Source organism: Amycolatopsis lexingtonensis (assembly GCF_014873755.1).
Lineage (GTDB): Bacteria > Actinomycetota > Actinomycetes > Mycobacteriales > Pseudonocardiaceae > Amycolatopsis > Amycolatopsis lexingtonensis.
This window is the reverse complement of the sequence record NZ_JADBEG010000001.1, coordinates 3,175,780-3,189,287: the sequence shown is the minus strand read 5'-3', so window position 1 is coordinate 3,189,287 and position 13,508 is coordinate 3,175,780. Positions and strand designations below refer to the sequence as shown.

10 protein-coding genes and 1 pseudogene are annotated in these 13,508 nt (G+C 73.9%); 5 read left to right on the top strand and 6 right to left on the bottom strand.

The features are described from left to right. Positions 1-18 precede the first annotated feature (18 nt). Positions 19-1,839 carry a glycoside hydrolase family 15 protein gene (locus H4696_RS14515; protein ID WP_086858343.1) on the bottom strand — a complete coding sequence of 607 codons (1,821 nt, stop codon included), beginning with the start codon at positions 1,837-1,839 and terminating at the stop codon, positions 19-21. A gap of 127 nt (positions 1,840-1,966) precedes the next feature. Here H4696_RS14515 and H4696_RS14510 point away from each other — a divergent pair, with 127 nt between their 5' ends. Beyond that, positions 1,967-3,361: an MFS transporter gene (locus tag H4696_RS14510; RefSeq protein WP_086858342.1), complete on the top strand. Its 1,395-nt coding sequence runs from the start codon at positions 1,967-1,969 to the stop codon at positions 3,359-3,361. An 84-nt stretch (positions 3,362-3,445) separates the two neighbouring features. Here H4696_RS14510 and H4696_RS50045 read toward each other — a convergent pair. The 3 genes and pseudogenes from H4696_RS50045 to H4696_RS14495 form a co-directional block, all read right to left on the bottom strand. Continuing rightward, positions 3,446-3,685, bottom strand: a pseudogene (locus H4696_RS50045) (ion channel); the annotation flags it as partial. Between the two features lie 173 nt (positions 3,686-3,858). Continuing rightward, a complete protein-coding gene (locus H4696_RS14500) occupies positions 3,859-4,233 on the bottom strand; it encodes an SHOCT domain-containing protein (RefSeq protein WP_086858341.1) in 375 nt (124 codons plus the stop codon). Positions 4,234-4,345: 112 nt separating this feature from the next. Next, complete coding sequence (locus H4696_RS14495) at positions 4,346-7,003, bottom strand: winged helix-turn-helix domain-containing protein (protein ID WP_086858340.1); 2,658 nt, start codon at positions 7,001-7,003, stop codon at positions 4,346-4,348. A gap of 118 nt (positions 7,004-7,121) precedes the next feature. Here H4696_RS14495 and H4696_RS14490 point away from each other — a divergent pair, with 118 nt between their 5' ends. Together H4696_RS14490 and H4696_RS14485 are read left to right on the top strand one after the other, a co-directional pair. Then, the gene (locus H4696_RS14490; RefSeq protein WP_225955687.1) at positions 7,122-7,460 is read left to right on the top strand and encodes a hypothetical protein; all 339 of its coding nucleotides are present in this window, start codon (positions 7,122-7,124) and stop codon (positions 7,458-7,460) included. Further along, positions 7,457-7,723 (top strand): hypothetical protein, encoded by a 267-nt coding sequence (locus tag H4696_RS14485; RefSeq protein ID WP_249026932.1) that lies wholly within the window; start codon positions 7,457-7,459, stop codon positions 7,721-7,723. Before H4696_RS14490 ends, H4696_RS14485 begins: the two co-directional genes overlap by 4 nt. On the opposite strand, the gene H4696_RS14480 is transcribed toward H4696_RS14485, so the two are convergent. After that, complete coding sequence (locus H4696_RS14480) at positions 7,696-9,060, bottom strand: DUF2252 domain-containing protein (protein WP_086858339.1); 1,365 nt, start codon at positions 9,058-9,060, stop codon at positions 7,696-7,698. The genes H4696_RS14485 and H4696_RS14480 overlap by 28 nt on opposite strands. A gap of 367 nt (positions 9,061-9,427) precedes the next feature. After that, positions 9,428-9,934, bottom strand: coding sequence for a DUF1269 domain-containing protein (locus H4696_RS14475; RefSeq protein WP_086858338.1), 507 nt, complete (start codon positions 9,932-9,934; stop codon positions 9,428-9,430). Positions 9,935-10,138: 204 nt separating this feature from the next. On the opposite strand from H4696_RS14475, the gene H4696_RS14470 reads away from it, so the two are divergent. Next, complete coding sequence (locus H4696_RS14470; protein ID WP_086858337.1) at positions 10,139-10,600, top strand: DUF7144 family membrane protein; 462 nt, start codon at positions 10,139-10,141, stop codon at positions 10,598-10,600. Between the two features lie 102 nt (positions 10,601-10,702). Further along, entirely contained in the window at positions 10,703-13,261 is a 2,559-nt protein-coding gene (locus H4696_RS14465) for a winged helix-turn-helix domain-containing protein (protein ID WP_086858336.1), read from the top strand. The last annotated feature ends 247 nt before the right edge of the window (positions 13,262-13,508 follow it).

Genomic DNA, 13,508 nt, shown 5'->3' with positions numbered 1-13,508 from the left:
GCGGGCGAGACCGCTTCCTCAGCCGAGCGCGGCATCGAGGGTGACCGCGGCGTCGATGAGGGCGAGGTGGGTGAAGGCCTGCGGGAAGTTGCCGAGCTGCTCCCCGGTCGGCGCGATCTCCTCGGCGTAGAGGCCGACGTGGTTGGCGTAGGTCAGCATCTTCTCGAACGCAGTGCGGGCTGCCTCGAGCCGGCCCGCGCGGGCGAGGGCGTCGACGTAGGCGAAGCTGCACAGGGAAAACGTGCCTTCGTCGCCGGCGAGCCCGTCCGGGGACGTCTCGGTGTCGTAGCGGTAGACCAGGCTGTCGGTCACCAGGCCGGTCCCGATGGCGTCGAGCGTCGAGAGCCACAACGGGTCCGTGGCCGGCAGGAAACCGGTGCGGGGCATGCGGAGCAGGGACGCGTCGAGCTCTTCGCCGGTGTAGTGCTGGACGAAGGCGTTGCGCGTCCGGTGCCAGCCCCGGCTGAGGATCTGGCCGTGGATGCTGTCGCGCTGCCACGTCCACTCCTCGACCGGCGCCGCGCGGCCGTGGGCACTCGCGAGCCGGATGCCGCGGTCGAACGCGACCCAGCTCATCAGGCGGCCGTAGGTGAACGACTTGCGCCCGCCCCGGGTCTCCCAGATGCCTTCTTCGGCCTGGTCCCAGTGGTCGCCGAGCCAGTCCAGCGCCGCGCGGAGTGCGGTCCAGCCCTGGTGGGGGAGCTCGAACCCCGCGCGGTCGGCGGCGAACACGCTGTCGAGGGCTTCGCCGTAGATGTCGAGCTGCAGCTGCCCGGAGGCGTCGTTGCCGATCCGGACCGGGCTCGAGCCGCGGTACCCGGACCAGTGCGCGAGGCTTTCCTCCCGCAGGTCCGACGTGCCGTCCACCCGGTACAGCACGGCGAGCGGCCCGCCGGTCCCGTTCCCCTTCCCGCCGTCCCGGATGCGGTCGCCGAGCCAGCCGCCGAACCGGGCGGCCTCTTCGGTGAACCCGAGCGCCAGCAACGCCGAAACCGAGAACGACGCGTCCCGGACCCAGGTGTAGCGGTAGTCCCAGTTGCGCTCCCCGCCGAGCTGCTCGGGCAGGCCGAGGGTGGGCGCGGCGACCAGCCCGCCGGTCGGCGCGTAGGTGAGCAGCTTGAGGGTGATCGCGGAGCGGGCCACGATCTCCCGCCAGCGGCCGCGGTAGGTGGAGCGGGCCAGCCACTCCCGCCACCAGTCCACAGTGGAGTCGAAGAGCGCGGTGAACTCGGCGACGCGGATTTCCCGCGGTGGCGCCGAAGCGTCGGTCTCGAGCACGACCCCGCGGACCTCGCCCGCGGCGAGGGCGAGCCGCAGGTGCACGTCGCCGCCTTCGATGCTCGCCTCGGCGAGGTGCTCGTCGCCGGGCTCGCGCACCACGTTCAGCGTCAGCGACGTGTCGCGGGCGATGAACACGGCCCCGTTCGCGACGAGCATCGCCTGGTGCGGCCGGCGGCCGTAGTCGAACCGGGGCGCGACCACGACGTCGAACGTCATCCGGCCGCGGACGCAGCGCACGAGCCGGGCGATCCGGTGCGCGGTGGTGGCGGTGGGGCCGCAGGGCGGCATGAAGTCGACGACTTCGGCGATGCCGTCCGGGCCGGAGAACCGGGTGATCAGCACGGCGGTGTCCGGGTGGTACATCTGCGAGCTCGCGCAGGCACCGGCCGGGCGGATGCGGAACCGGCCGCCGCGCTCGTCGTCGAGGAGTGCGCCGAAGACCGACGGCGAATCGAACCGCGGGGCGCAGAACCAGTCGATCGACCCGTCGGTCGTGACCAGTGCGGCGGTCTGCAGGTCGCCGATCAGCGCGTGTTCGGCGATCGTCGTCTCGGTCATAGTTTTCCTCCAGGGGGTCGTGTGCACCGTCGCCCGAGCGGGCCGGGACTGCCTCATCCACCGCAGGTGAGGTGGCCCGGCCCCGGCCGGGCCACCGTGTGCGGCACCCGACGAGGAAGGCCCGCCGATGATCGTGCTGCCCCTGGCCCTCGCCCAGTTCGTCGCGAGCTACGCGGCGACCACCATGACCGTGGCCGTCAGCGACATCGCCGCGGACCTCGGCACGACCGTGATCGGCGTGCAGACGGCGATCACGGTGTTCACCCTCACGATGGCGTCGCTCATGGTGCCGGGCAGCAAGCTCAGCGACCTGCTGGGCCGCAAGCGCTGCTTCCTGGCGGGGCTGGCCGTCTACGGCGCCGGCGCGCTGCTGGCTTCGCTCGCGCACGGCCAGGGAATGCTGATCTTCGGCTACTCGCTGCTGGAGGGCATCGGGTCGGCGCTGCTGATCCCGCCGATCTACATCCTGGTCACCGTGACCAGCCCGGACCTGCCGAGCCGGGCCCGCGCCTTCGGCGTGGTCAGCGGGGCTGGCGCGCTCGGCGCCGCGGCCGGCCCGCTCGTCGGCGGCCTGGTCACGACGTGGTTCGGCTGGCGCGCGTCGTTCCTCCTGCAGGTGCTGCTGGTCGGCCTGATCGTCCTGCTGGCGGTGCGGATCACCGAACCGCCCGCACCGCCCCGTGAGCAGGAATTCGACGTCCCCGGCGCGATCCTCTCGGCGGCCGGCCTGTTCTTCGTCGTGTTCGGCGTGCTGCAGACGGGCACCTACGGCTGGCTCGTCTCACGCGCGGACTTCGCCGTCGGCGGCGTGGTCCTGCTGCCCGCCGGCGGGATCTCGCCGGTGTGGCTGTTCGCCGGGATCGGCGCCGGGTTGATCGCCGTGTTCTTCGCGCACGTCCGGGCGCGCGAGCGGGCCGGCCGGGAACCGCTGGTCCCGGCCGGCCTCTTCCGCGACCGCGTCACCGGGCTCGGGCTGGCGACGCAGCACGTCCAGTGGCTCGTCCTGCAGGGCTCGTTCTTCGTGGTGGCGGTCTTCCTGCAGCAGGTCCGCGGCTACGACGCGATCGAGACCGGGCTGATGCTGACCCCCGCGACGGTCGGCATCCTGGGCGCCTCCGCGGCCGCCGGGCGGCTGGCGCGCCGGCATTCCCAGCGGTACCTCATCCGGGCCGGCTTCGTCCTCACCGTCGCGGGCCTGGGTCTCGTGCTCCTGCTGGTGCGGGCCGATTCCGGGGTGGCGAGCGCCGTTCCCGGGCTGTTCCTGCTCGGCGCCGGCGTCGGGATCATGCTGACGGCGTCGGTGAACCTGGTGCAGTCGCGCTTCCCGGACGCCGCCCAGGGCGACATTTCGGGAGTGTCGCGCAGCGCGTCCAACCTCGGCTCGTCGGTGGGGACGGCGCTGGCCGGTTCCGTCCTGGCCGGGGCGCCGCACCTCGGCGGCCGGTCCTTCGCGCTGGCCCTCACGACCCTGGGCGCCGTGGCGGTGGCCGGCCTGGTCGCGGCCCTGCTGCTGCCCGAGTGAACCGTCCGGTGTGGACGAATGCCGGACCGCGGTGACGATCACCCGCAGCACCACGCCCAGCACCACGAGGTCGGCGATCATCTGGAGGGTCACCAGCACCCGCGCACCGGTGGAGAGCGGGGCGATGTCGCCGAAGCCGACGGTGGTGAACACGGTGACCGCGAAGTACAGGGCGTCGGTCCGCGTCAGCGCCGTGCCGAACGAGCCCGCGCTGTCGTGGGCGAGCACGTAGTAGCCGTCGGCGAACAGCAGGAGGAAGAGCGGGAGGATGAGGGCCAGCGCCTGGACACCCTGCCAGGCCGGGAACGGCGAGCGCAGGATCATCCGCACCTCGCCGACGACCAGCAGCGCGACGAGCGCGAGCCCGGCGGTGAACACGACCGCGGTCCACGGCCGCAGGGCCTGACCGACCGGGAGCAGGTAGTAGAGGCAGACCAGCGCGGTGACCGTGCACAGCGGCCGGAGCACCGCGAGGTGGACGAAGCGCCACCGGCGCGTCACCGCGCGAGGGCCTTCTGCTTGAGCGCCTGGTATTCCTCGTCGTTGATGACCCCGTCCTCGAGCAGCCGCCGGGCTTCGGCGATCTGTGCCGCACCGGTCGTGTCCGATGTGGACATGTAACCCGTTTCCCGGGCCCGCTGCCGCTCGGCGAGGTGCCTGCCCCGGGTGCCGAGGTAGAGCAGCACGCCGATGATCGGCAGCACGATCACCAGCACCGTCCAGCCCGCCTTGGCCCAGCCGGACACGTCGGCGCGGCGGTACAGGTCGCCGAAAGCCACGAACAGCAGCCAGAACCAGGCGATCCAGCAGAAGAACACCAGCATCGTCCACATGAGATCGAGGAACGGGTACTCCGCGCTCGCCAGTGCCATGACATCTCCTCATCCGGGGGGTCGGGGCCGGGCACGCTCGAACGTGCCCGGCCCACTCGACACCGATCCCGGGTGCGCCCGCCTCACCCGGGGCGGGTGAGGCGAGCGCCCGTCAGACCGTGAAATCGGCGACTTCGGCGTCGAGCAGGCCGCGTTCCCGCGCGGCCGACACGGCCTCGCGCCGGCTGCGGACGTCGAGCTTCGCGTAGATGCCGCGCACGTGGGTCTTGACGGTGTTCGGCGAGACGGTCAGGTCCTGGGCGATCTCGTCGATCGACCGCTGGGTCGGCAGCAGACGCAGGACGCTGCGTTCGCGTTCGGTCAGCGGCGCCGGGATCGGCGGGGTGCGCAGCCGGCGCCGCACGGACAGGATCTCGCCCGCGAACCGTTCGCCCGCGCCGAGCCCGCCCAGCCGGCTGGTCAGGAACCCGACGAGCTCGGCCGGGGCGAAGACGAAGGGGAACCGGACCCCGGTGGGTTCGGCGGTGCGCAACGCCTCGTCGAGCAGCCGGGCCGCGCGCTCCGGTGCCCCCGCCGCCAGTGCGGCCTGCACGCCGACCAGCGACGCCTCGATCCCCGCCCACGCCAGCTCCAATGGCACTTCGTCGTCGCTCAGGCAGCGCAGCACGGAGCCGGCCGCCTGGTGCCGGCCGAGCCGGAGCTGCGTCCGGGCGCGCATCAGCAGCAGCTCGCCCGAACCGGCGAGGACCGGCAGGGCCCAGCGGACCGTCTCCCTGGCCTGGGCCGCCGCGCCCAGCCGGAGCGCCGCGCGCTGCTCCAGCACCGCACACAGCGCCGCGTACCCGGCCGGGTAGGCGCGGCCGTGCCCGAGGCGGGTCCGGGCCCGCCGCATCCGCCGCAGCCCCGCGTGCCAGCCGCCGAGCTCGAACTCCGCGGCCCCGCGCAGTGTTTCCGAGAACAACCGCACGTCACGGGCCGCGCGGGCGGGGGCGTCACCGATGAGGTTCCGGGTTCCTTTCGCGTGCTTGAGGCACTCGGCGGGCTCCCCGCGCAGCAGGGCGCCGTAGGCCAGCATGGCGGTGGCTTGCGCGCCTTGGAGGGACCGGAGGGACTCCTGCCGCGGCCGGCGGACCTCCGCCCGGCGGGCCAGCGTCTCCATGACCCGGTAGTCGCCGTCGTGCCCGGCCAGTTCGGCGAGCGTGGTGAGGCACTGGGCGACCGTGAAGTCCTGCCGGAGCGCTTCCGCGGTGCCGAGCAGCCCCACCAGGATCTCCCGGGCCTGCCCGGCGGCGAGCAGGGTCCCGGCGCGGTGCAGGGTCGCGAGGCTGCCGAGTGCGGTGCCCGCGGCGAGACCTTCGTCGATCTCTTCGGCCGCGCGGCGGATCTGGGCCGGGGCGCGGTCGAGCTGGGCGAGCCGCGAGTACGCGAGCTGGCGCAGGACGGTGAGCTCCGCCGTGGGCCGCTCCGGCCACGCCGCCTCCGTCCTGGCCAGCTGCAACCCGGCCGCCGACGTCTCGGCCGCTTCCAGGCACAGCGCGGCCGAGATCAGCGCGGCCAGCGGATCGGCGGGCCGCCGCCGGCCTTCCAGCGCGGTGAGCGCGAGGCGCAGGACGTGGTGCTCGCCGGAGAGGAACAAGGTCACGGCGTGCTCGCGCAGCAGTTCGCCGATCCGGGCGGGGTCACCCGCGCGGACGCTGTGCAGCAGGGCCGGTGCGGACCGGTCGTGCCCGGCGAACCAGCGGGCCGCGGCGGCGTGGAGGGCCCGCGCCCGGTCCGGGACCCGGCGCTGCAGCTCGGCCCGCAGGTACGTGCGCAACAGCGGGGTCACGCGGTGGTGCGGCGGGGTGTCGCCCGAGTCGACCACGCGGATGGCGGGCTCACTCAGCTCGTGGAGCATCGCTTCGGCGTCCGCGCGGCCGCTGAGCACCGGCGCGAGCCCGGCCGGGAGCTCGTCGCAGATGCTGATCGCCCGCAGCAGGTCCCGCTGGGCGTGGGTGAGCGGGGCGAGGACCTCGTCGGTCAGGTAGTCGAGGACGGCGCCGTCCTGTCCGGTGTCGAACTCCCGCAGGCTGCCGTAGCGGGCCGCGGACGCCGCGGCCAGGCGCAACCCGGCCGGCCAGCCGCCGGTCCGAGCGACGAGCGGGCCGGCCTCGTCACGCGGGATGGCCGCGTCGCCCGCGGCGAGCAGCGCGTCGGCCTCGTCGGCGGTGAACCGCAGCCGGGCGGCGCCGATTTCGACGAGCCGGTCCGCGAGCCGGGCCCGGCCCAGTGGCAACGGCGGTTCACGCCGGCTCGAGACCGCGAGGCACAGCCCGGCCGGCTGGTGGCGGACCAGCGCCCGCAGCCCGTGCCACGGATCGGGCGCGGTGATTTCCTGCGCGCCGTCGAGGACGAGCACGACGGGTCCGGGCAGCGTGTCGAGCGCGTCGGCGACCTGGGCCAGGAAAGCGAGGTCGGTGCTCGGGTGGTCGGGGACCGCCAGCCGCCGCAGCGGGTTGCCGTCCGGGACCCGGCCGCAGCAGCCGAGTGCTTCCAGGACCGCGGACCAGAACAGCCGGTCATCGTTGTCGTCGGCGTCGGCGGACAGCCAGGCGACCGCGCCGTGGTCCCGGCGCCGCGCCCAGTCGGCGAGCAGGACGGTCTTCCCGAACCCCGCCGGGGCGCCGACGAACACCATGGCCGCCTCGCTCGCCCGGTCGAGGGCGGTGAGCAGCCGCGGTCGCGACACGAGATCCGCCGGGGCGCCGGGAACGGTGATCTTCGTCCTCGGTACCCGTCTTCGGGACGAGATGTCGTGGCACTGGTGCATGCGCTGTTCTCCTTCGTGATCGGTTTCGGACATTCCCGGCGGATCTTGCCACGCAATTGGCTCGGCTCACCCGTGGCAGGCGAGGAAAAGAACGGCAGCGAGCACGATCGTGTGGCGGGTGAAAATCCACGGGAATTCCTCGGGAAGACGTCGGCGGCGATTCGCCGTCTCGCAGTTCTTCTGGCTCGGGCCGGGCGAGGTCCTGGTGCTCGACGTGGTCCGGACGGGCCGGATCAGCCTCGGGTCGGTGCTGCTCTGGGTGGCCGTCGCGCTCTCCGCGCTGACCCCGGTGGCGGAGGTGCGGACCGGTGTCCGAGCCGGTGCCGACCTGGTCGCGCGGCTGGTCTTCCTGCCGGCGCGCGGCTGGTCGATCCTGGTGGTGCTGCTCGACGTCGCGGTCGTCGCCCGCGCCTGGTATTCGGCGGGGCGGCCCCGCCGGGACGGGACCGCCCGGTGAGCCGCGCGGGCCTGCTCGCCACGGGTTCGAATTACGTGTTCCGGGTTCGCGGTGCCATTCCGGAATGGGTGTCCGATGGCTCCGACGATTTCCGGGAAGTGCTCGTCGTGCCCGTTCCGCCGGAGACGATTGTGTTCGGTACGGTGGCCGACCCCGGATGCCTGCCGGAGATTTTGCGCCGGCTCGAGGTGTTCGGGATGCACGTCGAGTCGGTGCACCGGGTCCGGACGATCCGTCACGGCCCGGACGCCGCCGTTACGTAGCCGGCCCGGATCGCCTGCTTCAGGGCGGCGTGGTCGCGTTCGTTCTGGTCGGCGCAGGCCACCGCGAACTCCCGGACGGCTTCGGCGAACGCCGGGCCCGAGCCGAGGTACGCGGCGATCGCCAGCGGGTCCCCGGTCCGCGCGTGGGCCCGGGCCAGCGTCCACCCGCAGAGCCGGGCGTGGGCTCTCAGCACGTCCGGGGTCATCGCCGTGACGTCGCCGGCGTCGTGGTCGTCGCGCAGCCGCCGGACGTGGAACTCGCCGGCCCGCCCGTCGAACTCCGCGGCGCGGGCCCAGCCGAGGAAGACGTCGCCGGTGGCCTGGATCAGCCGTTGCCCGGTGACCACCCGCCGGGCCGGGCCGCCCGGCACGGCGGCGCCGGTGTACTCCTGCAGCACCGACGGCCGGGCTTCCTTGAGCTGCAGGAAGAGCGGGTCCCCGGCACCGGTCCGGACGAGCAGCGCCACCCAGCAGCGCGTGCCCGCGTCACCCGGCCCGGGCACGGTGCGGGCCACGTCGGCCAGCCGGTAGCGGTCCAGCAGTGCCCGCCGCGCCGGGCCGAGCGTGCGCCGGTACCGCGCGAACACGGCGCCGAGGCGGTCGGCGAGCGTCGCCGGGTCGCCGTCGCCGGCCAGGTGGCCCGCCGGGACGACCGAGGGCTGCCCGGCGGCCAGCCGCAGGTGCCCGTCACGGATCTCGGTGAACCGGCGCGTTCCCGCGACGCGCCGCTTCGCCGGTCCCAGCCGGTGGGACGCGACCACCCGCAGCGTCCGGGCGTCGGCGGGGGCGAAGTAGATGTCGAGCGGTGTGCGGCGGGCGAAGTCGTGCATCGCCAGGCGGTAGGACTCGACCGCGGCCAGCACCGTGCGCCGGCACTGGCCCGCCGGGTGCTCGTTTTCCCGTGCGGTGACCTCGAAGCTCGCGGCCAGCCGTTTGACGTCCCATTCCCAGGGCGCGGGCAGAGTCTCGTCGAAGTCGGCGAAGTCGAAGACGAGCCGCCTGCCCTGAGCGGCGAACAAGCCGAAGTTCGCCAGCTGGGCGTCTCCGCACGCCTGGACCACGAAGCCGGTCCGCGGGGTCATGGCGAGATCGGCCGCCGCGGGGAGCGCGGCGCCGCGGAAGTAGGCCAGCGGCGAGGCGGCCATCCGGCCGTAGCGCAGGGGTACCAGTTCCGCGACGCGGTCGCGGTCCTGGCGGGCCAGCAGCGTGAGAGGGTCCGCGCGCCGGACGGGACCGGGGAATTCGGCGTGGGCGGCTGCCGGCACGGCGGTACGCGCGGCGCGCGCCCTGGCGATCCGCGCATCGGGGGCCGCGGTCTCCTTGTCGGTGAGAGTCATGGACGGATCGTCGGCCGCGGAACCGGCCGCTGCGTCGCCCGCCGGGGGTGAAGCGGGGAGTCATCCACCACGGGTGACGACCGGAAGCGGCGCGAGCCGCAGGGTGATCCGTGGAGGTGCGGTGATGACGGAGTGGACGACGGGCGCTCGCCGGCGCCGGGCCGGAACGCCACGGGGATCTCCCCGGCGACGTTCGGCGCCTCGCTCCGCCATCCCGTCGGCCCGCCCCGCGGTGCTCTCGGGGGAGTGCCACCGGGCGGGCGGAACCTCCTGCGGGGCCGCGGCGACGCTCGGGGGCGCCGCCGCGGTCCCGCCCGCACGACTCTGGGCATCGCTGGGGCGTTGTCAACGAATCTGGGACGCGTGACTAGCGCGGCTCCCGCTGCGGGGTTTCGCCGAAGGCGTCGCGCAGCCGGGCTTCTTCCTCCTCGGACAGGTTGGTGCTCAGCAGCGACGCACCGGTTTCCTTGAACGGCTCGACGACCCGGTCCAGCACGGTGTCTTCGGACATCACGAACAGGGCGGACGTCCCGGGGGTGACCCGGGCCCGGACGGTGCCGATGAACTCTTCGTCGATCCCGACGTGGCTCAGCGACCCGGTCAGCGCCCCGATCGCGGCGCCGACGGCCATGCCCAGCAACGGGACGAAGAAGATCAGGCCGAACAGCAGGCCCCAGAAGCCCCCGCCCAGCGCGCCGGCCCCGGTCAGGGAACCGAGATCCTTGGTCTTCGGCTTCTTCCGCCCCTCGGGCCAGCTCACGCAAGCCGCATCGGCGATCGAGATCAGCTGCTGCTTCTGCAGCTGACGGAGCAGATCCAGTGCGTTTTCGGCACCTTCGACGGTCGGGAACCGCCACACGGTCAACGTGGACACGACGTCCTCCTCGGTCCGGGTTCGGTGGTCTTGCCGGACTGTGTCCTCCCGCACGGGGCAAGGCATCGCCCACGCCGTGTGAGCCGCCCGCCCGCCGCGGCCGGGCCACCTGATCTCACCTGGGGCGGGCGAGGACCGGCGGACGGCCGACCGACCATGATCGCCCGGGTCCGCAGCTCGTCGACGCAACGAGGAAGAGGGATCATGACCGAACCCATGCAGCCCCGGACCGGAACGACCGGCGACCGGGCACCCCTCCCGCCGGATCGGGCCGTCGCGCGGTCACGGCGGGTCGGCTGGATCTGGTTCGCCTCGGCGATCACCGTCCTGGTCGGACTGTTCAACGTGGTGGAAGGCGTGGTCGCGTTGTTCGACCGCGACTACTACGTCGTCGGCCCGTCCGGGCTGCTCGTCTTCTCCCTGGCGGGCTGGGGCTGGATCCACCTGATCGTCGGCTGCCTCGTGGTGGTGACCGGCATCGCGCTGTCCACCGGCTCGCAGTGGGCGCGGGTCGTGACGGTCGCGCTCGCCGGGTTCAACGCGCTGGCGCAGCTGGCTTTCCTGTCCGCGTACCCGTTCTGGGGCGCCATCGTGATCGCCCTCGACGTCCTCGTGATCTGGGCCGTCATCGTGCACGGCGACCAATCCACCTACGAAATCTGGTGACCCGGCGGCCCGCGCGCACGCCGGTGATCAGTACAGTCGTTGCCTCCGCCCGGCGTCGACCGCGGAACCGGGGCGAAGTCTCCCCACAGCCGAGAGGTTGACGTGCCCGATCCAGCGACGAGCTCGTTCCGGCCGGTGCCCGGCGGCAAGGTCGCCGTCCCGCGGCTGCCGGGGATCTTCGTGCCCCGTGCGCGGTTGGCGGTGCTGCTCGACCACGCCACCACCCGGCCGGTCACGGTGGTCCGGGCACCGGCCGGCGCCGGCAAGACCACGGCGCTGGCCGGCTGGGCCGGTGACGGCCGGGCCGTCGCGTGGGTGTCCCTCGACCAGGACGACAACGACGAGTCCCGGCTGTGGGCGGCGATCCTCTGCGCGTTGCGACGCTGTCCCGGCGTGCCCGCGGGCGGCGCCCTGGACCGGCTCTCCCCGCCCGGGCACGGGCGGCGGCAGCCGTTCCTGGCCGACCTCGACGACGCGCTCGCCGGTCTGAAGCAGCCGGTACGGCTGGTACTCGACGACCTCCAGGAGATTTCGCACCCGGAACCGCTGGAGGCGCTCGCGGCCCTCGCGCGGCACCTGCCGCCCGGCCTGCGGCTGGTGCTGGCCACCCGTGCCGAGCCGCGGTTGCGGCTGGCCCGCCTGCACGTCGAAGGCGCGCTGTCCCGGGTGGAGGCCGCCGAACTCCGGTTCACCGCGAAGGAAACCGCGAACCTGTTGCGGGCCGCCGGCGCCGCGGTCGGCGACGACCGCGTGCGCGAGCTCACCGAACGCACCGCGGGCTGGGCCGCGGCGCTCGGCTGGGCCGCGGTTTCGGTGCGGGAAGCCGACGACGCGGACGCACTCGTCGCGGCCATCACCGGCGACGACCGCGCCGTCGCCCGCTTCCTCGCCGACGAAGTCCTCTCGGGATTGCCCGCGGCCACGTCGGATCTGCTGCTGTGCCTCAGTGTCTGCGACGCGGCGGCGCCGGCGCTCGCGGTCCGCCTGTCGGGCCGTTCGGATGCCGGGGCCCGCCTGGACGGACTCGAGCGCGCGATGGGCCTCGTCACGCGGACCCCGGCCGAGACCTACCGGCTTCCGCCGTTGCTGCGCGTCTTCCTGCGTGCCGAACTGGACCGGCGGAACCCGGAGCGGGTCCCGCGGCTGCACGGGATCGCCGCGCGCTGGTACGCCGGCGAAGGACGCTTCGGCGAGGCGCTCCGGCACGCCGTGGCGGCCCGCGACCGGGAGCAGGTCCTGGCGCTCGCGCGGGAGCAGGCGGTGCGCCAGGTGCTGGTGGGCGACGGGAACCCGGTGCGGATCGCGCTCACCCACCTGGGCGCCGCGACGGTCGCCGGGCACCCGCGCCTGCGGCTGGCCTCCGCACTGGAGAACGTCCAAGGCGGCCGCCTCGCCGAAGCGGCGGCCGACCTCGGCGACGGGGTGGACGGCGAAGACCTGTGGCCGCTCGCCGTCCGCCACCTGGCCTCGGTGACCGGACGGCGCCCGCCGGAAGCCGAACTGCCGGCGGCGCGTCACCCGGAGATCGTCGCGTGGGCGACCCTCGATCGCGCGTGGCGGTCGGTGTACCGGGGGGCGCGCCGGCACGCCCTCACGCAGGCGCAGGAAGCGCTGCGGCTGGCCCAGGGCGAGCGGCTCGACCACCTGGTGCTGCACAGCAGGCTCGCGGTCGCCGTCGCCACCGCCGTGGGCGGGGACCACCTGGCGATGCGGCGGGCCTGCACCGGCGCCCTCGCCGTCGCGCGCCGGCACGGCTGGCGCCGGTCCCCGGGAGTGGCCGAGTGCCACCTGCTGCTGGCCTACGACGACCTGATGCGCGCCGAGCCGGTCGCCGCGGGCCGGGAACTGGCCCAGGCGGCGACGGCGGAAGTCCCCGGCGGCGTGCCGATGCTGCCGCCGCTGCGTGAGTTCTTCGAAGGCATGGTCCGCTTCGACGACGGCGACCGGCCGGCGAGCTCGCAGCTCATGCGGGCGGCGCGGCACCGGCTCGCCGACCTCGAGCTGCCCCGCGAAGTGATCGGGGTGTGCGCGGTCGCGGAGTACCACGCGGCGCTGACCCTCGGCGAGGGACTGCACGCGGCCGAAGTGCTCGCCTGGGCCCAGGAACGGCTGCCCGGCAGCGGCGAGCTGGCCCTCCTGCGGGTCCGCGGCCACCTCGCCGCCGACGAGACCGACGCGGCCGAAGCGGTCCTGCGGGACACCGCGTCGGCGACGTCGCTGTTGCCGGCCACCCCGGTCGACCGCTGCCTGGCCGAAACGGCGCTCGCCCTGCGTTCGCACCGGCGGACCAAGGCCCTCCACGCTCTTGACCGGGCACTTGCGCTCGCGCGGCCGAACGGGCTGGTGCGCCCGTTCGCCCTCGCCGAACCGCAGGTCGGGCGTCTGCTGATCGACCACTCCGGTGGGTTCGGCTCGCTGGACCGGTTCGCTCAGGGGATTCGCGGGCGGCTGGTGCCGCACGCTCCGCCGAGTGATCTGACCGACCGCGAGCAGGTGGTCCTGCAGCGGCTGCCGTCTCAGCGGTCGCTGGACGAGATCGCGTCCGACTTGACGGTTTCGGTCAACACGGTGAAGACCCATGTGCGGGCCATATACGGGAAGCTCGGTGTGAACAACCGCCGCTCGGCCGTTGTGGTCGCCCGCCACCACGGGCTGACCTGACGGCTTTCGTCGCGGCGGGGTGTGCTGAGAGCAGCGCGTCGGCTCAGCGGGCACAGCAGCCAGTGTCACGCGTCGAAAGTTGGTTGACGCTCGGGCCGAGCGCCCCAATGTGGCGTTCGGTGCGTCCAGCGCACCCAATGTGGCGTTCGGTGCGTCAGACGCAACCAACGCCACATTGGGGCGCACGCCGGGACGCTGTCGACGAACATCGGACGCACGGCACCAGGTTCAGAAGTCGCCTGCCAGC

What these genes read in the sequence shown, in the direction of transcription:
- H4696_RS14510 (WP_086858342.1), top strand. Translation starts at nt 1,967, where the DNA reads ATGATCGTGCTGCCCCTGGCCCTCGCCCAGTTCGTCGCGAGCTACGCG.
- H4696_RS14470 (WP_086858337.1), top strand. Translation starts at nt 10,139, where the DNA reads ATGACCGAACCCATGCAGCCCCGGACCGGAACGACCGGCGACCGGGCA.
- H4696_RS14495 (WP_086858340.1), bottom strand. Translation starts at nt 7,003, where the DNA reads ATGCACCAGTGCCACGACATCTCGTCCCGAAGACGGGTACCGAGGACG.
- H4696_RS14515 (WP_086858343.1), bottom strand. Translation starts at nt 1,839, where the DNA reads ATGACCGAGACGACGATCGCCGAACACGCGCTGATCGGCGACCTGCAG.
- H4696_RS14500 (WP_086858341.1), bottom strand. Translation starts at nt 4,233, where the DNA reads ATGGCACTGGCGAGCGCGGAGTACCCGTTCCTCGATCTCATGTGGACG.
- H4696_RS14480 (WP_086858339.1), bottom strand. Translation starts at nt 9,060, where the DNA reads ATGACTCTCACCGACAAGGAGACCGCGGCCCCCGATGCGCGGATCGCC.